This window comes from Nocardioides sp. AE5 (assembly GCF_031844485.1).
GTDB lineage: Bacteria > Actinomycetota > Actinomycetes > Propionibacteriales > Nocardioidaceae > Nocardioides.
The window spans coordinates 194,934-212,443 of sequence record NZ_JAUZVI010000001.1; the positions used below are offsets into that span (position 1 = coordinate 194,934).

Annotated in this window: 17 protein-coding genes; 9 read left to right on the forward strand and 8 right to left on the reverse strand. The window is 69.8% G+C overall.

The features are described from left to right. Positions 1-195: 195 nt before the first annotated feature. Positions 196-369: a hypothetical protein gene (locus Q9R27_RS00855; RefSeq protein ID WP_311250431.1), complete on the forward strand. Its 174-nt coding sequence runs from the start codon at positions 196-198 to the stop codon at positions 367-369. A 27-nt stretch (positions 370-396) separates the two neighbouring features. Here Q9R27_RS00855 and Q9R27_RS00860 read toward each other — a convergent pair whose 3' ends face one another. After that, positions 397-2,445 (reverse strand): CocE/NonD family hydrolase, encoded by a 2,049-nt coding sequence (locus Q9R27_RS00860; RefSeq protein WP_311250432.1) that lies wholly within the window; start codon positions 2,443-2,445, stop codon positions 397-399. Between the two features lie 183 nt (positions 2,446-2,628). On the opposite strand from Q9R27_RS00860, the gene Q9R27_RS00865 reads away from it, so the two are divergent. From Q9R27_RS00865 to Q9R27_RS00885, 5 genes are all read left to right on the forward strand, one after another. After that, positions 2,629-3,507 carry an AAA family ATPase gene (locus tag Q9R27_RS00865; RefSeq protein ID WP_397219634.1) on the forward strand — a complete coding sequence of 293 codons (879 nt, stop codon included), beginning with the start codon at positions 2,629-2,631 and terminating at the stop codon, positions 3,505-3,507. Between the two features lie 133 nt (positions 3,508-3,640). After that, positions 3,641-5,035 (forward strand): VWA domain-containing protein, encoded by a 1,395-nt coding sequence (locus tag Q9R27_RS00870; RefSeq protein ID WP_311250433.1) that lies wholly within the window; start codon positions 3,641-3,643, stop codon positions 5,033-5,035. Positions 5,036-5,115: 80 nt separating this feature from the next. After that, positions 5,116-6,117, forward strand: a complete 1,002-nt coding sequence (locus tag Q9R27_RS00875; RefSeq protein ID WP_311250434.1) for a hypothetical protein — start codon at positions 5,116-5,118, stop codon at positions 6,115-6,117. Positions 6,118-6,128: 11 nt separating this feature from the next. Then, a complete protein-coding gene (locus tag Q9R27_RS00880) occupies positions 6,129-6,743 on the forward strand; it encodes a class F sortase (RefSeq protein ID WP_311250435.1) in 615 nt (204 codons plus the stop codon). Positions 6,744-6,866: 123 nt separating this feature from the next. Continuing rightward, positions 6,867-7,328 (forward strand): hypothetical protein, encoded by a 462-nt coding sequence (locus tag Q9R27_RS00885; RefSeq protein WP_311250436.1) that lies wholly within the window; start codon positions 6,867-6,869, stop codon positions 7,326-7,328. 14 nt (positions 7,329-7,342) lie between these two features. On the opposite strand, the gene Q9R27_RS00890 is transcribed toward Q9R27_RS00885, so the two are convergent. From Q9R27_RS00890 to Q9R27_RS00910, 5 genes are all read right to left on the reverse strand, one after another. Next, the gene (locus tag Q9R27_RS00890; RefSeq protein WP_311250437.1) at positions 7,343-8,650 is read right to left on the reverse strand and encodes a hypothetical protein; all 1,308 of its coding nucleotides are present in this window, start codon (positions 8,648-8,650) and stop codon (positions 7,343-7,345) included. Next, on the reverse strand, positions 8,647-9,591 hold the full coding sequence (locus Q9R27_RS00895) for a hypothetical protein (RefSeq protein WP_311250438.1): 945 nt from the start codon (positions 9,589-9,591) through the stop codon (positions 8,647-8,649). Before Q9R27_RS00895 ends, Q9R27_RS00890 begins: the two co-directional genes overlap by 4 nt. Positions 9,592-9,593: 2 nt before the next feature. Beyond that, the gene (locus Q9R27_RS00900) at positions 9,594-10,034 is read right to left on the reverse strand and encodes a hypothetical protein (RefSeq protein WP_311250439.1); all 441 of its coding nucleotides are present in this window, start codon (positions 10,032-10,034) and stop codon (positions 9,594-9,596) included. Between the two features lie 109 nt (positions 10,035-10,143). Continuing rightward, on the reverse strand, positions 10,144-11,313 hold the full coding sequence (locus Q9R27_RS00905) for a pyridoxal phosphate-dependent aminotransferase (RefSeq protein WP_311250440.1): 1,170 nt from the start codon (positions 11,311-11,313) through the stop codon (positions 10,144-10,146). Further along, positions 11,310-12,782 carry an FAD-binding protein gene (locus Q9R27_RS00910; protein WP_311250441.1) on the reverse strand — a complete coding sequence of 491 codons (1,473 nt, stop codon included), beginning with the start codon at positions 12,780-12,782 and terminating at the stop codon, positions 11,310-11,312. The genes Q9R27_RS00905 and Q9R27_RS00910 overlap by 4 nt, the downstream gene beginning before the upstream one ends. A 101-nt stretch (positions 12,783-12,883) precedes the next feature. Between Q9R27_RS00910 and Q9R27_RS00915 the strand changes: the two genes are divergently transcribed. After that, positions 12,884-14,401, forward strand: a complete 1,518-nt coding sequence (locus Q9R27_RS00915) for a potassium/proton antiporter (RefSeq protein ID WP_311250442.1) — start codon at positions 12,884-12,886, stop codon at positions 14,399-14,401. Between the two features lie 18 nt (positions 14,402-14,419). Here the strand turns inward: Q9R27_RS00915 and Q9R27_RS00920 are convergent, their stop codons facing one another. Both Q9R27_RS00920 and Q9R27_RS00925 read right to left on the reverse strand, forming a co-directional pair. Next, a complete protein-coding gene (locus tag Q9R27_RS00920) occupies positions 14,420-15,001 on the reverse strand; it encodes a LytR C-terminal domain-containing protein (protein ID WP_311250443.1) in 582 nt (193 codons plus the stop codon). Then, positions 15,001-15,297 carry a type II toxin-antitoxin system VapB family antitoxin gene (locus tag Q9R27_RS00925; protein ID WP_311250444.1) on the reverse strand — a complete coding sequence of 99 codons (297 nt, stop codon included), beginning with the start codon at positions 15,295-15,297 and terminating at the stop codon, positions 15,001-15,003. Before Q9R27_RS00925 ends, Q9R27_RS00920 begins: the two co-directional genes overlap by 1 nt. Before the next feature lie 40 nt (positions 15,298-15,337). On the opposite strand from Q9R27_RS00925, the gene Q9R27_RS00930 reads away from it, so the two are divergent. Next, a complete protein-coding gene (locus tag Q9R27_RS00930) occupies positions 15,338-16,945 on the forward strand; it encodes a helicase HerA-like domain-containing protein (RefSeq protein WP_311250445.1) in 1,608 nt (535 codons plus the stop codon). Further along, a complete protein-coding gene (locus Q9R27_RS00935) occupies positions 16,942-17,412 on the forward strand; it encodes a nuclear transport factor 2 family protein (RefSeq protein WP_311250446.1) in 471 nt (156 codons plus the stop codon). The genes Q9R27_RS00930 and Q9R27_RS00935 overlap by 4 nt, the downstream gene beginning before the upstream one ends. The last annotated feature ends 98 nt before the right edge of the window (positions 17,413-17,510 follow it).

The window sequence follows — 17,510 nt, forward strand, 5'->3', positions numbered from 1 at the left end:
ATTCGCTCACACCGCGGCGATTCGCAGTCTTCGTCGAACGAGCCAGATGGAGGCGAGACCAACTCGGGGTCGACCGGAAGCGAAGGCGGTGCAGCCCTCCCCGATGGTTTCCCCGACGGGGTACCCCTGCCGGAACACGACAGGATCAGTTCGGCCAGCCAGCTCACCGAAACGACCTGGCGCCTGATGTTGGTGGTGGATCCGGATGCTGACAATGTCGCCGACAATTACGCCGGGGTCTTGAGAGAAGCGGGTTACGAGGTCGATGTATCCGGATCGATGGTCTCTGGAAACAGTTCGACGTTGAGCATCGACGCGGTGGTGCGACCGCCCGCGATCACCCTCCAGGTGATGAAGCGCGACGAGTAGGCGTCGAACGCTCCGACACGACGTGGCTCAGAACGGTAGCCGGAGCACTCCCAACAGGCCCTGGAGGAGCCCCACCAGTGCCTGTGCCGGATCGGCGGCAACCGGCGACTCCGGCTGTGCCGCAGGCAGGGCGCCGGCGGCCACCGGCAACTCCAGCCAGGACTGGTGCACCTGGTTGTTCTGCACCTGGTAGACGCCGCCGAGCAGGCCCAGGAGGCGCATCGGCGAGGTGAGCAGGTGCGGGGTGTCGCCGGTCTGGATCAGCAGTCGCAGCCGGTGCCCGGCCGGGATGGTCTCGAAGACCGGCCGGATCTCGATGTCATAGCGGGCCATCTCCCGGCGCGGCACCGCGACCTCGGCCTCCTCGGTGTGCGGGTGGTAGGGCAGGGCGAACCCGTCCCCGTTGACCGACCAACTGCGGTCCGGGTCAATCGCCCGAGCAGTACCGAGGAGGGCGCCGGCGGAGATGTCGGTGACCTTGCCGTCGGGCGCCACCGACTGCAGCGTGACCACGAAGAGCGACTGCGCCGTGGTCGAGGTGGCCTGCACGGTCAGTCCGACCGGGCCGGCCAGGCGCAGGTCCTCGGTGAGCACGCCGGAGTCATAGGCGACGTCGCCGGGCTGTGGCTTCGTCATGCCGTTGTGGTTCTGGCAGCTCGCGTAGAGATCGCGGGTCAGCCCGGCGCTCCACTGCACCAGCGCCCGCTGGCACGACAACGCGATCGGACGGTAGGTCACCTTCTCGGTCCCGGTCGGGACGTCGGGTGCACCGGGTGCGAGCTGCTGCCCGGGGTGCAGGTGGATCCGCTGGTACGTCGCGGTCTCGGCGGGATAGTTGCGCACGCTGTACGTCGCGCCGTCCGGCTCCTGGACGTGGAACGGCGTGCTGGTGTCGGTGATACCGGTGTCCATCCCCTTGAGCCAGTGGTCGAACCAGGCCAGCTGGATCGCGTTCAGGTCCACCGTGCTGCCCTGGTTGCCGTGGTCCCACGGCCCGGTCAGCAACTGGTAGCGCGGGGTGACCGGCTGGCCGGGCTCCATCGGCGCCCACACCGACTTGCCGGCCCACGCGTTCTGCAGGCCGCTGTAGAGCAGCGGCTCACCGCGCTGGAAGACGTCGTACTGCCCGCCGACCAGATAGGCGGGGACGCCATTGGCGACCACCTGGTCGAGCACGTTCTGCGGCGCCCGCTCCTGCCAGTACGCCGAGTCGTAGACGCGGCCGGTGTCGAGCAGGGCGTGGATCGCCGTGGTCAGTTCGAACGGGATCCCGGCCAGGCCGTGCTCCAGGGCGAGCCGGAACGCGTCGGCCGGATCGTTCATCCGCTCCGCGAACGGGGTGAAGGTGCGCAGCCCGAAATAGCCGCCGATCAGGCCGACGCTGGAGACCAGGTTGACCACGCCACCGGCGACGAAGAGGTCGCGGTAGGGGTCGGAGGCCGTCGCGATCGGGAAGATCGCCTTGAGCGGGGAGCCCGGCCCGACTGCGGCTGCGGTGAAGACCTGGTCGATGCCCAGGTAGGACCCACCGAGCAGGCCGACGTTGCCGTTGCTGCCCTCCAGTTCGGCCGACCAATGCACCATCTCCGCGCCGTCGAGCGCCTCGGAGGTGCCGAAGAGCATCGACTGCCCCTCGGAGCCGCCGGTGCCGGCGACGTCGACGATGACGCCGATGTAGCCTCGCTTGATCAGGTAGGGGTTCATCTCGCCGAGCCCGGTGTTGCCGACCGACTTGCCGTACGGCGTCTGGACCAGGATCACCGGGAACTCGCCGGGTGCGGGCGTCGTGGTCCCCTTGATCGCTGGCCGGTGCACGTTGGCGCGCAGCACGCGCCCGTCGCGCATCGTGATCGGGATGTCGGTCTCGGTGACGATGTCGTAGAGCTCTTCCGACGCCTCGGCGGCATCCGGCACGAACGCGCTCGAGACCTGGGGCTGGGTCGGATCCGGCGTCCCCTCGTCGCCACTCGCCGTGGTAGCAGGCGCGGTCAGCGCCAGGGTCGCGGCCAGCGCGGTGGCGGCCAGGACGCTGAGGCGACGGCGTACGGCGGCAGTGCGGGAGTCGGTGCGGCGCATGGGACCTCCGGGATCGCTGTATTCGACAAGCGTTCAACGAAGGAGATATGGCGCAGGTCACGCTGACCGCGCGGCCGGCGAATGATGGCACCGGATCGCAGTCACCTGGTGCAAGTTTTCCGGTGCCATCCCTTCGGCCGACCACCGTGATCCGCCAGGTCGGGGAGAAGTAGGCTCACCCGGGTGACCCCTGACTCGACCTGGTTCAGCTCGCCGACCGACGCGCTCACCCGCCTGGGGGAGACCGGCTACCTCGCCGACGCCGCCACCACGACCACCGCCTACCTGGCCGGAGCGCTGGGCAAGCCCCTGCTGATCGAGGGACCCGCCGGGGTCGGCAAGACCGAACTGGCCAAGGCCGTCACCCAGGCCGCGTCGGCCGAACTGGTCCGCCTGCAGTGCTATGAGGGCCTGGACGAGGCGCGGGCGCTCTATGAGTGGAACTACAAGAAGCAGCTCCTCCGGATCCAGGCCACCGGGCCGGACCAGTCGTGGGAGGAGACGCACGACGACATCTTCACCGACGAGTTCCTGCTCTCCCGCCCGCTGCTGACCGCGATCCGCCGCGACGAGCCGACCGTGCTGCTCATCGACGAGGTCGACAAGACCGATGTCGAGGTCGAGGGCCTGCTCCTCGAAGTGCTCTCCGACTTCCAGGTCACCATCCCCGAGCTCGGCACCGTCACTGCCACCCGGCGCCCGTTCGTGGTGCTCACCTCGAACGCGACCCGCGAACTCTCCGAGGCGCTCAAGCGGCGCTGCCTCTACCTGCACCTGGACTATCCCGACGCGGCGCGGGAGCAGGAGATCCTGCTCTCCCGGGTACCGGGCCTGGACCAGGCGCTGGCCGGCCAGGTGGTCGAGGTGATCAGCCGGCTGCGCGAGCTGGAACTGAAGAAGGCACCCTCGATCGCCGAGTCGATCGACTGGGCGCGGACCCTGATCGCGCTGCAGATCAAGGACCTGGACCAGGCCGCGATCAGCGCCACCCTCGGCGCCGTGCTCAAGCACGTCTCCGACCACGAGCGCGCCGTCAAGGAACTCCGGCTCGGCCCGCGATGAGTGGGTCCGCCGTCCGCCGGGACGTTGCGGTGCAGGTGCACCCGATCGGCCCCGGAATCACCCGATCAGGGGCCGCAACGGTGCATCTGCACCCGAGCGGGCGCCTGCACCCGAGCTGGCGGGTGCGCAGCCGATGAGCGGTCTGGTCGAGCGTCACGTCGCGTTCGTCGAGGCGCTGCGCTCGGCGGGCGTCCCGGTCTCGCTGGCCGAGGACATCGACGCTGCCGAGGCGATCGGCGCCCTGCCGTGGGACGAACGGGAACTGCTCCGCACGGCGTACGCCGCGACCCTGGTCAAGCGCCAGGCGCACCGTCCCCAGTTCGACGCGCTCTTCGACCTCTTCTTCCCGGCCCTGGTCGGCAACGGCCATACCGCCCTGGCCGGTGAGGACACCGGTGACGACGAGAACCCCCAGGACGGGCAGCCCAACGACACCGGGCCCGCGCTCGCCGACTTCCGCGACCGACTGGCCGAGGCGATGCAGGCCGGCGACGACGAGCAACTGGCCCGGCTCGCGATCGAGGCCGTGGGGACGTTCGGCTCGATGCCGGGACGAGCACCCGGGCTCTCGGCGTACAGCGCCTACCAGGCCCTCAAGCGGACCGACCCCGACGAACTGGTCGAGCGGATCATCGCCGGCCTGCTCGCCCAGGGCATGGACCAGGCCGCGGCCGGGCGCCGGGCACGGCGGATCGTCGACGACTTCCGCAAGCGGGTCGAGGACGACGCGCTGCGCCGGATCGCCGAGGAGAAGGGCGCACAACGCGTCGCCGAAACCACGCTGCGCCCCACCATCGACAACCTCTCCTTCCTCAGCGCCCGGCGCACCGACCTGGAGGCGATGCGCCGCGAGATCCAGCCGCTGGCCCGGCGCCTGGCCACCCGGCTGACCCAGGAGCACCACGCACGCCGGCGCGGGCCGCTCGACTTCCGGCGTACCGTGCGGGCTTCCATCTCCACCGGCGGCGTCCCGATCACCACCCACCACAAGCCGAAGCGGCCGCACCGCACCGAACTGGTGGTGCTCTGCGACGTGAGCGGCTCGGTGGCCAACTTCGCCCAGTTCACCCTGCTGCTGGTCTTCGCGTTGCGCGACCAGTTCACCAAGGTCCGCGCGTTCACTTTCATCGACCATGTGCACGAGGTGACCCACCACTTCAAGCCGGGCGCCGACGTGGTCGACGTGATGGCCGACCTGACCGCGTCCGTCTCGCACGCCGCGCTGTGGGGGCGGACCAACTATGGGCGCGCCTTCGACAAGTTCGTCGAGAACCATGCCGATGCGCTCGGCCCGAAGACGTCCCTGCTGGTGCTCGGTGACGGCCGCTCCAACTACTCCGACCTCCACCTGGACACGTTCCGCACCATGGTCGACGGGTGCAAGCAGACGTGGTGGCTCAACCCGGAGCACCAGCGCAACTGGGGCACCGGGGACAGCGCCGCCAAGGAGTACGCCGCCATCGCCCCGATGGTGGAGTGCCGCAACCTGACCCAGCTCGGAGACTTCGTCCACGATCTCGCCCGCTGAGGCCCGCTGAGGCCCGCTGGGCGCGCGACCGCTGTGCGGATGTGAGTGCCCTGTGAGCGCTGGCGCCTAGCATCCGCTGCATGAATCTCCGACTGCTCAGCCCATCGTCGTACGCCGTACATCCCGCTGCAGTTGCGCGCGCCGTTGCGCTGGCCTCCGCGGCCGCAGTGCTGGCGTTGGCGCCGGTCAATCCAGCTGGCGCGGCCGAGGACGACGTGGTCATCTCCGTCAACGGCCAGACCGGCACCATGGCCGCCGTGGAGGGTGACACCGTCACCTTTGCCTGGGAGGTCAGCGATGCCGCCGATCGACACATGGTGACTGGCTCCCTCCTGAACACCAGCCAGTTGATGGAGGTCAATGCGAACAAGTCCGGCACGCTCGATGTCACCCTGACCCCATCGGGTGAGCGGTATGCCACCGTGGGTGCGTACGACGCCGCGGACGCGGTGCTGGACATGGATCGGGTCACCGTGCTGACCGCACCTCGGATCGAGGCAGTCTCCACCTCCTGCGAGACAGTCACGTTCACCTCCGGGGCCAGCAACTTCTCCGGCCTGGTCAGCGACGTCAGCCACACCGATGGCAGCGGCGAGGCCGGCGTCTTCGACCTCCCCGCCTCCACGCTGGACGACGTGTCCAGTCAGACCGTCTCGGTGGCGCCCGGGACGCTGCAGTGGAATGCGTCGGTAACGTTCGCCGATGTCGACGACCCTGCAGAGCACGGCGGAACCGTCGAGGTGGAGCCCTGTGGTGCGACGGTGGTCGATCCGGGAACCAACGTGGAGGTGACATCGAATGCGTGCGGCACGGTGACCTTCACTGGCGTGAACTCCGACTCGACGATCTCAGTGACCGCAGGCGGGGAGACCTTCGACGTTGCCCATCAGGAGTCAGTCACGATCAGCACCGGTGAGCTGACCTCCCTCGGCTATGTCGCCACCACCCAATGGGCCAGTGAGAACTGGACCGAGGACGGCCGTGTCGACGTGGAGCCCTGCGTCGTCAAGGAGGAGAAGCCGGTGAAGACGGACGAGGCGACGCCGACGCACCCGACGCGCGCACCTGCCGCCGGCCGCTGACCCAAGAGGAGATGAAGTCGTTCTCGACCCGGCTCGCGCTGGTCTGCGCGGGAGCCGGGTCGATCCTGACCCTGGTCGGCTGTGGTGGTGCAGCACCGGACACGGCCAGCGCCACGCCGTCGGAGAGCAGTGCCGTGTCGTCGTCACCCGACGCCGGCTTCGGGTCACCGACGCGTTCTCCGGCGGGCACGCCACGCGGGCTCGAGATCGAGGCGATCGGCGTCGACGCGCCGATCATCGAAGTGGGCACCGAGGCAGACGGATCCCAGGAGGTGCCGACGTCGGTCCACGAAGTGGGCTGGTGGGCACCAGGGACAGAACCCGGCGCATCAGGTACCGGCGTCCTGGTTGGTCACACCTATTCGCTCGGCGAGGGCGTCTTTGACGACCTGGACGCCTTGCGCGTCGGCGACACCATTCGCGTCGTGGCTTCGGACGGTGTTGCGGAGTTCGCCGTGGAGCGCGTGAAGAGCGTCCCGGTCGAGGAATTCGGCGCCATGGCTGCGGACATCTATCGCATCGCCGGCGAGCCACGGCTCGTGCTGATGACCTGCGGTGACTTCGATGGAAGTGACTACCGGGCCACGGTGATCGTCTATGCCCGGTTGGTCCTGCTGCGCGCCTGACTCGGCAGCCGGCGGGCGGCGTGCCGGCTGGCACCGCATCATGCCTCTGTGAGGGAGTTGTGAGGCGAGGCCGGTTGGATGGCGTAGCCTCATCACAAAACGTCTTCTCAGGAGTCAGGTGTCATGACCGCCAGCCAGAACCTCAGCAATCTCTCCCTGCCCCGCAAGTTGCTCCTCGGAGCCGCAGCGGTGCTCTTCATCAACAGCTTCCTGCCGTGGTACAGCGTCGACCTCGGTCCCTTCGGCAGCGCCACCGCCAACGGTTGGCACGAGATCGGCCCCGTCGTGTGGCTGCTGGTGATCGCGCTCCTGGTCCTTGAGGGCACCCGGATCGCCGGGGTTCTCCCGCTGGACGAGGGCAAGTCCGACCTGGCCACGCTCGCCGTCACTGCCGGCGCGCTCCTCTTCGGCCTGATCTTCGTGATCCAGCGCCTCACCGACGGGCACTTCGGCTTTGGCTTCTTCGTCGGAGTGATCGGCCTGGTGGTGCTGGGCGTGGGCGGATTCCTGCTCTACCAGGCGGGCGGCGCGATGCAGGCACTCAAGAGCATGCAGGGCTCCAAGGGCCCTGACGCTGCTGCCTGAGAGCCCACCGGGGCTCAGCCGGCGAGGTAGCCCAGCTCGGTGATCCGGGTGATCGCAGCGCGCAGATCGGGATGGGTGGCAGCGTCTGCGGCGCGCCCGCCTGCGACGTACGCCGCTGGGCCGGTCAGGTCGCCGCCGTCGAAGACCACGGTGAGCCGGTTCGGCACGGATGCGTTGATCAGCGAACCGAGCAGTGCGACCGGGTCGGCCCGGTCCTCCAGGGCCAGCACGTTGGTGCCCTCGGGCACCCGCGCCACCTGGGCGCCGGGGGCACCCGCCGTGATCACCTGGTCGATCACGAACCGCTCCGAGTGGGCGTGCGCGGCAATCCCGGCCGCGGTGAGCCCGCCCTGGGCGTGGCCGACCAGCATCACCCGGGCACCGGGCTCGTCGCCGATCGCTGACTCCAGTCCGGCCACCACGGTGGCCACCTGATCGCCCTGGTCGGTGCTGACCAGGCGCAGGCCGCTGGCGCCGGGAGTGGTCCGGCCGGGCAGGTAGCCGATGTAGCGGCCGCCGGCCAGTTGCTGCACCAGCAGGTCGCCCTCGACCTGGCTCAGCGAGATCATCAGTTCCTCGAGCGAGCGCGGCGCACCATCGCCTGCGGCTGTGGAGACCTCGCCTGCCGCAGCAGGGGAGTGGACCATCGGGCCGGCAGTGTCGCGCAGTGCTGCGGAGAAGTCGTCGGTGAAGTCGCCGGCGCCGACCGCCCGCAGGCCGGCCCGGGTGACGGTCGGACCCTGCTCGGATCCCAGCACCGCCGCGGTCAGCAGCGCGCGCATCTGCAGGCCCTCGACCAGGCCGCCGCCACCGCTGACGAAGTGGTCCATCAGCTCGGGGTTCTGCTCGGCCAGTTCGTTGAGGTAGGAGGCGAGCCCGTCGCGGTCCAGTGCGTCGGTCTCGATCAGGCCGGCGGAGAAGATCGCGCCACCCAGCTCCACCTCGGGAGCCAGGTAGCCCACCGCGCGGGCGGCGATCGAGCCGAGCGTCTTGTACGCCGCGATCTGCAGGTCGTCGATCCAGCGGTAGGTGAGCACGGTGGCCCGCACCACCAAGGCGTCGGCGTCCAGTTCGACCGAGCGCACCATCAGGCCGGACTTGCCGGTGGTGGCGGCCAGGATGTCGGACTCGGCCTCGGCGAAGGTCTTCGGCGCCAGTTCGGCGGAGTCGGCGACGGACTCGTCGGCCAGCACCTCGGCGCCGAGCGAGGCGCGCTCGCGCATCTCGTCTCCGGACGAGTCGAAGAAGTCGGCCAGCCGCATCAGCTGGTCGTACTTGTCCGCGTTCTGTTGCTCCAACGCCTGCTGGTCGGACGGGGTCACGGGGTCACCTCCGCGAGGACGGGGCCGAGTTCGGCGGCGAGGTCGGACGGCTGGACGGCGCGCACCTCGACCCGGTGTACGTCGTCGTCGCGGTGCGGGCGCAGGGAGCGCCACCCATCGGCGACCAGCACCCAGGAGAGGACACCCACGGTCTGGACCTCCTCGGTCGAGACGTCGGCGACCAGGACGCGCAGCCGGCCCTCGGTCTCGGAGACGAGGGACTGGATCACGGAGGCCACCTCGAGGTCGCCCAGCGGCTGGCCGTCGGCGTCGATGGCCGCCCCGCCGTGGTGGGCGATGATCGTGGGGAGCAGGTCGGTGCGGTTGGACCGCACCGCTTCGACCCCCGCATCGAGCAACTCGCGGGGGAAGTCGACCATGCCGGGCACCCGCGAGGTGTGCTGGTCGCCGGACTGGGCCTGCTCCTCGGGCAGCACCGCGACCCGGCCCAGTTCGCCGGGCCAGTGGGCGGCCTCGAACCAGGCAAGCTCGAAGACGATGCCGTCGGTGGTGGCCAGGGTGGCCACGGCAGTGCCGCGCTGGCGGTGCCAGGCCTTGGCCCGGACCCCGCCGATGTTCAGGTCGATGTCGACGGCCACGGACGGCGTGGCCAGGAGCCCGAGCGCGCCGACGACCGCGGTGTCGGCGGCACCGTCGACGAGGAGCCCACGCCGGGTCAGCGCATCGGCCGCCTCGTGCAGGGAGTCGAGCGCCGCGGCGTACGTCTCGTCCTCGACCGAACTGCGCGACTTGCCGAGGCGGTCCTCCAGGGCATTGCCCTGCTTCGGCTCGGGTTCGGTGAGCTCGAACGGCAACGGGGCGCCGCCGGCCTTCTCGGCCAGCAGGTGCAACTCGGGCAGGGTCAGCGCCAGGCGCCGGGGCAGTCCGTCAAGAGTGCCAGCGGGTGCCGGTGTGGGTGTGGACAGATCAATGGTTGCCATGGTCACAGCCCCGGGAGTTCGACGGTGAGCCAGTCCTTGTGGCCCGGGGCGGGCGGCACGAACTGGTCAAGCGTGCGGTCGGTGTCACTCGCCTCGACCCGTACGCCGTCGCTCGGGGCGGCGTCGAGTGCGGCGATGCGGGTGCGGGCGTCGGCGACCAGCGAACCAGCCTTGCGCTCGACGCCGGCGATGGCGTCCTTGAGCCGGTCCACCTCGTTGACGTGGCGAGTCAGCGAGTCGGCCGCGGTCTCGTGCTGGGCGGCACACTCGCGCAGCAGCCCGGCGCGGTCCTGGATCCGCTGGCGCAGGTCCGCCGCGGCGCGGCCGTCCCACGTGATGGCATCGATCTGGCCCACCAAGCGGTCGGCCATGGCCCGGATGTCGGTCGCCTGCTCACGCAACTGGCCGGCACGCTTGCGCGTCGCGGCGGAGTCGCCGTACATGGATCACTCCTTCTCGTCATCCGTTGCCTGAGGACACGCGTTCCCCGTTCCGGCGGCTCTCAAACCGGTCAAGCCGGAATCCTTGCCCACTCCTGCAGCCCGGCAAACATCAGGCGCGTCCCAGGTGGGCGCCGAGGCGGTCCAGGCCGGCGTGGATCTCGGCCTCGGCGCCGGCGAAACTGAAGCGGATCGTCCGGTTGCCGTGCCCGGTGTCGAAGTCGATGCCGGGCGCCACGGCGACCCCGGTCCGGTCCAGCAGGTCCAGGGCGAAGCCCATCGAGTCGTCGGTGAGGTGCCCGATGTCGGCGTACACGTAGAACGCGCCGTCGGCCGGCGCCAGCTTGTCGATGCCCAGGCCACGCAGGCCGTCCAGCAGCAGCGCCCGGTTGCCGGCGTACCGCTGCACGTGGCCGTCGAGTTCGGCGTACGACGCATCGGTGAAGGCGGCCAGGGCGGCGCGCTGGGAGAGCACCGGCGGGCAGATGGTGAAGTTCCCGGTCAGTACGTCGACCGCGCGGCGCAGCCGCTGCGGCACCAGCATCCAGCCGATCCGCCACCCGGTCATCGAGAAGTACTTCGAGAACGAGGAGAAGACGATCGCCTCCCGCGAGGTCGCCCAGGCGCTGTGGTCGCCACCGTCGAGATAGTTGATGCCGTGGTAGATCTCGTCGCTGATCAGCTGCACCCCGCGCGCCTCGCACCAGGTCGCCAGCGCGGCCAGTTCCTCGGGCAGCAGCATCGTCCCGGTCGGGTTGGCCGGGCTGGCCACCACCAGTCCCTTGATGTCGCCGAGTGCCTCCAGCTGTTCGACGGTCGGCTGGAACCGGGTCTCCGGTCCGCAGTCGATCTCGACCACCTCGCAGCCGAGCGCGGCCAGCACGTTGCGATAGCAGGGATAGCCGGGCCGGGCCATCGCCACCCGGTCGCCCACCTCGAAGGCGGCCAGGAAGGCGAGCAGGAACCCGCCCGAGGAGCCGGTGGTGACCACCACGTCCTCGGCGCTCACCTCGATGCCGTGCATCCGGCGGTGGTGGAGCGCGATCGCCTCGCGCAGCTCGGGGATGCCGGTGGCCACCGTGTAGCCGAGCGGGTCGGAGGAGTCGAGCAACCGGATCGCCTCGGCCCGCACCGGCGCCGGTGCCCCGGTGCTCGGCTGGCCCGCGACGAAGTTGACCAGGTCGCCGTGGGTGCGTTGCCGCTCGCCCGCCGCCGCGAGCAGGTCCATCACGTGGAACGGCGGAACATTGGCCCGGGAAGCGACGGCGAAGCGGTTGGTCATGCCCCCAGTGTGACCGCCCGGGCTGCGGCGTGGCGACCGGCCCGGCGGCCGAAGAAGGAACCCTCGCCGAGTTGGGTGCCGGTTGCGTATCCCTTGGCGTCCTGGGCGATGTTGGAGGCGCAGGCGCCAGCGGCGTACAGGCCGGTGATCACCGAGCCGTCCTCGCGGCGTACCTGCCCGTCGACGTCGGTGACCAGACCGCCCATGGTGAAGCCGGCATACAGCGCCTTGCCCAGGGTCAGGTCGAAGGCGCCCCACGGGCCCTTGTCCTGCGGGGCCAGCCACTCGGGCTGCTTGTGGAAGTCGGGGTCCTCGCCGCGCGCCGCGTGCTCGTTGTACGTCGCCAGGGTGGCGGCCAGTGAACCCGGGGGCAGGCCGAGCCCGGCCTCCATCTCCTCGATCGTCTCCCAGCCGTCGATGAACGGGGCGAGCGGGAAGTCGGGGTGCTCGATGTGCTCGCTGTCGACGATGAGGTACGCCGCGTGGTCGCGCTGCTCCATCACGAAGCCGGAGGTGCGCGCGTGGTAGGAGTCCTCGGCCACGAACCGCTGGCCATCCTTGTTGACCACGATCCCCTTGACCAGGGAGGAGGGTGGATAGAACGGCGCGGTGATGAACGCCTCCTCCATGAATGCGGTCGCCCCACCGGCCGACTGGCCGAGCCGGATGCCCAGCCCGTCGTCGTACGTCGATCCGAGCACGAACGGCTTCTCGGCCAGGTTGGGGGTGAACCGGGCGACCATGTCCTTGTTCATCACGAAGCCGCCGGCGGCGATGATCACCGAACCCGCCCGGACCAGGCCGGTCTCGGCGAACCGGCGCCACTGCACGCCGACCACGGTGCCGGCCTCGTCGGTGACCAGGGCGTTGGCGCCGGTCTCGTAGCGCACCTCGACGCCCTCGTCGGCGAGCCGGTCACGGAGCAGGTCCATCACCAGCTTGGTGCCCTCGGTGTCCCCGGCGACCGGGACCTTGTGCCCGCGCGGCGCCGGGACGGCCTGGTCGAGGAAGGGCCAGACCTTCTCGTTGCCGGTGTACATCAGCCCCTCGGTGCCGGGCTGGATCACCGCCTTCCTGTCGAGGAAGGAGCGCTCGAACTCGAAGCCGAGTGCCTCCAGCCAGGTGAAGTGCTCGACGCTGCCCTCGCAGTAGGCGCGGATCTTCTCCTCGTCGGGATCGCGGGAGACAGCGGTGAGGTACTTGACCATCTCCTCGACCGAGTCGTCGTGCCCGGTCGCCTGCTGCACCGCAGTGCCGCCGCCGAGGTAGAAGGCACCGCCGCTCATCGACGACGTACCGCCGTGGATCGCGGCGCGCTCCAGGAGCAGCACCTTCGCGCCGGCGCGGGCCGCCTCCAGGGCTGCCGAGCCGCCGGAGATGCCGAACCCGATGACGACCACGTCGAAGGCCTCGTCGGTCCCGGAGAGTGCTGGTGCCGCGATCACCTCGGGCAGGGTGGTTCCGTCCATGGTGGGCAGCGTAGGCGAAAACTAGAACAAGTTCCAGATTTTGGGCGTGGATAGGATTCGGTGGACGAGCCAACCGATGACCAGCAGGGAAGGCGGTGCGGGTGAGCTTCGACGTCCATCAGCTCGATCACTTCCTGCTGCTTGGCTCCGTCGTCACACTCCTGGCCATCCTGGCCGCACGCATCTCCACCCGGGCCGGCCTGCCCTCACTGATGGTCTACCTGCTGATGGGCGTGGCGCTGGGGGAGGCGGGCCTCGGCATCGCCTTCGAGGACGCCTCGATGGCGCACGCGATCGGCTTCGGCGCGCTGGCACTGATCCTGGCCGAGGGTGGCCTGTCGACGAAGTGGTCGGAGATCCGCCCCGTGATCGGGTTCGGCGGCGCCCTGGCCACCGTCGGCGTCCTGGTCTCGGTGGCCGTGATGGCCGCGGCGGGACACTACGTGCTCGGGCTGTCGTGGGACCTGGCCATCCTGCTCGGTGCGGTCTGCTCGCCGACCGACGCGGCGGCGGTCTTCTCGGTGCTGCGGGTGGTGCCGCTGCCGCGCCGGATCACCGGCACGCTGGAGGCCGAGTCCGGCCTCAACGACGCACCGACCGTGGTCCTGGTCGCCCTCGTCTCCAGCGGCGCCCTCGACACCGACCCGGTGCCGCTGATCGTGGTGACGATCGTCTATGGACTCCTCGCCGGTGTCGCCATCGGCCTCGCGATCGGCTGGTGCGGGGCGCTGGTGATGCGCCGCTTTGCCCTGCCCTCACCGGGCCTCTACCCGCTGGCGATCTTCTGCCTCACCATCGGTTCGTACGCCGCCGGCGCGGCGCTGCACGCCTCCGGGTTCGCCTCCATCTATGTGGCCGCCCTGGTGCTGGGCAATGCCGACCTGCCCCACCGCGGCGCCACCCGATCGTTCGCGGAGGGGATCGGCTGGATCGCCCAGATCGGCCTCTTCGTGATGCTCGGCCTGCTCTTCTCCCCGGAGCGGGTCACCGGCGAGATCATCTGGATCGCCCTGGTCGCCGGCCTGCTGCTCACCGGCCTGGCCCGGCCCATCTCGGTGCTGGCCAGTGCACTGGTGGCCCGGGCGACGACGATGGGATGGCGCGACCTGACCTTCATCTCGTGGGCCGGGTTGCGTGGTGCGGTCCCGATCGTGCTCACCACGATCCCGCTCGCCGAAGGGGTCGACGCCGCCGAGCAGGTCTTCGACATCGTCTTCATCATGGTCATCGTCTTCACCCTGCTCACCGGGCCGACGCTGCCGTGGGTGGCCCGGGTGCTCGGCGTCGCCGTGCCGACCGAACCCCGCGACCTGGAGGTCGAGGCGGCACCGCTGGAGCGGATCTCGGCAGACCTGCTCCAGGTGACGATCAGCGCCGGTTCGCGGATGCACGGGTGCGAGGTCGGCGAACTGCGCCTGCCGCCGGGTGTCTCGGTGGCCCTGGTCATCCGCGACGGGGAGTCACGCGTGCCCGAACGGCGTACCGTGCTGCGGCGCGGCGACGAGATCCTCGTGGTCACTCCGCGAGCACAGCGGGCCGCGACCGAGGACCGGTTGCAGGCGGTCTCGCGCGGCGGGCGGCTGGCCCAGTGGCTGGGCGTCGAAGAGCGGAGGTCCTGACCGGCTGGTCGGGTGCCCTCACTCCTCGGTTGCCGCGGGATCCGCCTCCGGGTCCAGTTCCGGGTCGGCGTCGGGATCGGCGTCGAGGCGCGGGCTGCAGATCTCGGTGTCGTGCTCGGCCACGGCGAACTCGGCCGGGTTCCGGGCCAACCGGGTGTAGTCCGGGCCGAGGACCACCACGACGCTGTCGGCGACCTCGGGGTGGGAGGTGTTGATCGGCACGTGGGAACCGAAGTGGGTCGCCACCAGTTGCGCCGCGGGGTCGTTGGCCGACGACGCCCAGACCTCGACCTTGGGCACGTCGGGTGCGTCCACGTTGCCGCTGGAGCCCCGGCCGAATCCCCGGTCCATCAGGCTGCTCATCGTCTTGCTCGCCAGCCCGGTCCGCTTGCTGGAGTTGTAGACGCTCACCACCACGTCCGCCGGACGCACCCGGGAGCCGGCCGAGACCGTGCGCCACTCACACATCGAACTCTCACCGGCGCCGAACCCGGCCGAGGGCAACGGCTGGGTGGCCCACTTGACGCCGATCACCAGCATCAGCGCGGTGAGGACGCCCAGGACGCCGATGGTCACTGCCGCAGTCTGCTTCTTGTCCATCAGTCCTCCAGGACCAGCACGCGGGCATGGAGCATGGTGCGCTGCTGCAGCGCGGCACGCAGCGCCCGGTGCAGGCCGTCCTCGAGGTGGAGCTCGCCGCGCCAGGCGACGACGTGCGCGAAGAGGTCGCCATAGAACGTGCCGTCCTCGTCCAGCAGGGAGCCCAGGTGGAGGGTGTCCTTGGTGGTGACGAGCTCGTCCAGGCGCACCTGGCGCGGCGCCAACCCGGCCCAGTCCTGCGGTTGCAGGCCATGGTCGGGATAGGGGCGTTCGCTGCCCACGCGCTTGAAGATCACGGACGCGACTATATCCGTGGCACTGGTTAGGCTCCCCCCCATGAGTGAAGCGACCCCAGCAGAGACCGCCAGCAACCGGATCGCCGAGGCGGTGCGCTCCGGTTATGAGTTCGACGGGGACGCGCTGGAGCTTGGCGGGTTGCTCGTCAACGAGACCGACGCCCCCGGCGTACCGATCCGGATCCCGCTGGGGATGCTCAACCGGCACGGCCTCGTCGCCGGCGCCACCGGCACCGGCAAGACGGTGACGCTGCAGTTGCTCGCCGAGCAGCTCAGCAGCAACGGCGTACCGGTCTTCGCCGCCGACATCAAGGGCGACCTGTCCGGCATCAGCGTTGCCGCCGAGGGCGGGGCGAAGATCGACGCCCGCGCCGAGAAGGTCGGCCAGGAGTGGCAGGGGCGCGGCTTCCCGGTGGAGTACTACGCGATCGGCGGCGAGGGGATCGGCATCCCGCTGCGGGTCACGATGAGCTCCTTCGGCCCGATCCTGCTCTCCAAGGTGCTCGGCCTCAACGCCACCCAGGAGTCGTCGCTCGGCCTGGTCTTCCACTACGCCGACAAGGCGGGCCTGCCGCTGCTCGACCTGGCCGACCTGCGCGCCGTCGTACACCACCTGACCAGCGAGGAGGGCAAGGCCGACCTGAAGTCGCTCGGTGGCCTCTCGTCCGCCACCGCCGGGGTGATCCTGCGCGAGTTGATCAACTTCGCCGACCAGGGCGGCGACTCGTTCTTCGGCGAGCCCGAGTTCGAGAGCGCCGACCTGCTCCGCACCACCGAGGACGGCACCGGGCTCATCTCCCTGGTCGAGTTGCCCAACCTGCAGGACCGGCCGACCGTCTTCTCCACCTTCCTGATGTGGCTGCTCGCAGACCTCTTCCACGACCTGCCCGAGGTCGGCGACGTCGACAAGCCCAAGCTGGTCTTCTTCTTCGACGAGGCGCACCTGCTCTTCAAGGACGCCTCCAAGGACTTCCTGGCCCAGGTCACCCAGACGGTGCGGCTGATCCGCTCCAAGGGCGTCGGCGTCTTCTTCGTGACCCAGAGCCCCACCGACGTTCCCGACGACGTGCTGGCCCAGCTCGGCTCGCGGATCCAGCACCAGCTGCGCGCCCACACGCCGAACGACGCCAAGGCGCTGAAGGCGACGGTCAACACCTATCCGAACTCGGAGTACGACGACCTCGGGCAGGTGATCACCTCGCTCGGCATCGGCGAGGCCGTGGTCACCGTGATGAACGAGCGCGGCGCGCCGACGCCGGTGGCGTGGACCCTGCTGCGGGCGCCGGAATCGCGGATCGGTCCCGCTGATCAGGAGGCGATGCAGACAACGGTCACCTCGTCGGTGTTGCATGCCAAGTACGCCGAGGCGATCGACCGCGAGTCGGCGCACGAGATCCTTGCCGCCAAGCTCGAGGCCGGCGCTGCCCAGGCCGAGGCCGAGGCAGCCGCCCAGGCGAAGGCGGAGGAGCAGACTGCGCTGCAGAAGGAGGCCGACCGCCTGGCCAGCCAGTCGCGGAGCAAGCGGTCCACCAAGAAGGAGAAGTCGAACGTGGAGAAGGTCCTGGACAACACTGCGGTCAAGCAGGTGCTGCGCACCGCCACCCGCGAAGTGCTGCGCGGCATGTTCGGCACGGGCCGCCGGCGATGAGTGACGACGTACTGGCGCGGCTCGACGCGATCGAACAGATCAAGGCGCTGAAGTATCGCTACGTGCGCTGCCTGGACACCAAGCAGTGGGACGACTTCGCCGACTGCCTGCTGCCGGAGACGACCGGTGCGTACGCCGGTCTCGACTTCGCCGACCGGGAGTCGCTGGTCGCCTTCATGCGCAAGAACATGGACGAGTCGATGGTCTCCCTGCACCAGGTCCACCACCCCGAGATCGAGGTGGACCTCGAGGCCGGCACCGCGACCGGTCGCTGGTATCTCCAGGACAAGGTGATGATCGAGAAGTACTCCTACGTCCTGGAGGGTGCGGCGTTCTACACCGACCGCTATGTGCGTACGCCGGACGGCTGGCGGATCGCCCACACCGGCTATGAGCGGACCTACGAGGTCGAGATGTCGACCAAGGACCTGCCTAACTGGAAGTTGAAGGTCAAGCCCACCCACTGATGCCGAGGCGGCACGTGTTGACGTTTTTTCACGTCGAGGCGGCGTCAATTGACGCCGCCTCGACGCCTTTCTGTGTCAACTCGTGCCGCCTCGGCGGA

What these genes read in the sequence shown, in the direction of transcription:
- Q9R27_RS00880 (WP_311250435.1), top strand. Translation starts at nt 6,129, where the DNA reads ATGAAGTCGTTCTCGACCCGGCTCGCGCTGGTCTGCGCGGGAGCCGGG.
- Q9R27_RS00870 (WP_311250433.1), top strand. Translation starts at nt 3,641, where the DNA reads ATGAGCGGTCTGGTCGAGCGTCACGTCGCGTTCGTCGAGGCGCTGCGC.
- Q9R27_RS00935 (WP_311250446.1), top strand. Translation starts at nt 16,942, where the DNA reads ATGAGTGACGACGTACTGGCGCGGCTCGACGCGATCGAACAGATCAAG.
- Q9R27_RS00875 (WP_311250434.1), top strand. Translation starts at nt 5,116, where the DNA reads ATGAATCTCCGACTGCTCAGCCCATCGTCGTACGCCGTACATCCCGCT.
- Q9R27_RS00905 (WP_311250440.1), bottom strand. Translation starts at nt 11,313, where the DNA reads ATGACCAACCGCTTCGCCGTCGCTTCCCGGGCCAATGTTCCGCCGTTC.
- Q9R27_RS00910 (WP_311250441.1), bottom strand. Translation starts at nt 12,782, where the DNA reads ATGGACGGAACCACCCTGCCCGAGGTGATCGCGGCACCAGCACTCTCC.
- Q9R27_RS00860 (WP_311250432.1), bottom strand. Translation starts at nt 2,445, where the DNA reads ATGCGCCGCACCGACTCCCGCACTGCCGCCGTACGCCGTCGCCTCAGC.
- Q9R27_RS00930 (WP_311250445.1), top strand. Translation starts at nt 15,338, where the DNA reads ATGAGTGAAGCGACCCCAGCAGAGACCGCCAGCAACCGGATCGCCGAG.
- Q9R27_RS00920 (WP_311250443.1), bottom strand. Translation starts at nt 15,001, where the DNA reads ATGGACAAGAAGCAGACTGCGGCAGTGACCATCGGCGTCCTGGGCGTC.
- Q9R27_RS00895 (WP_311250438.1), bottom strand. Translation starts at nt 9,591, where the DNA reads ATGGCAACCATTGATCTGTCCACACCCACACCGGCACCCGCTGGCACT.
- Q9R27_RS00885 (WP_311250436.1), top strand. Translation starts at nt 6,867, where the DNA reads ATGACCGCCAGCCAGAACCTCAGCAATCTCTCCCTGCCCCGCAAGTTG.
- Q9R27_RS00900 (WP_311250439.1), bottom strand. Translation starts at nt 10,034, where the DNA reads ATGTACGGCGACTCCGCCGCGACGCGCAAGCGTGCCGGCCAGTTGCGT.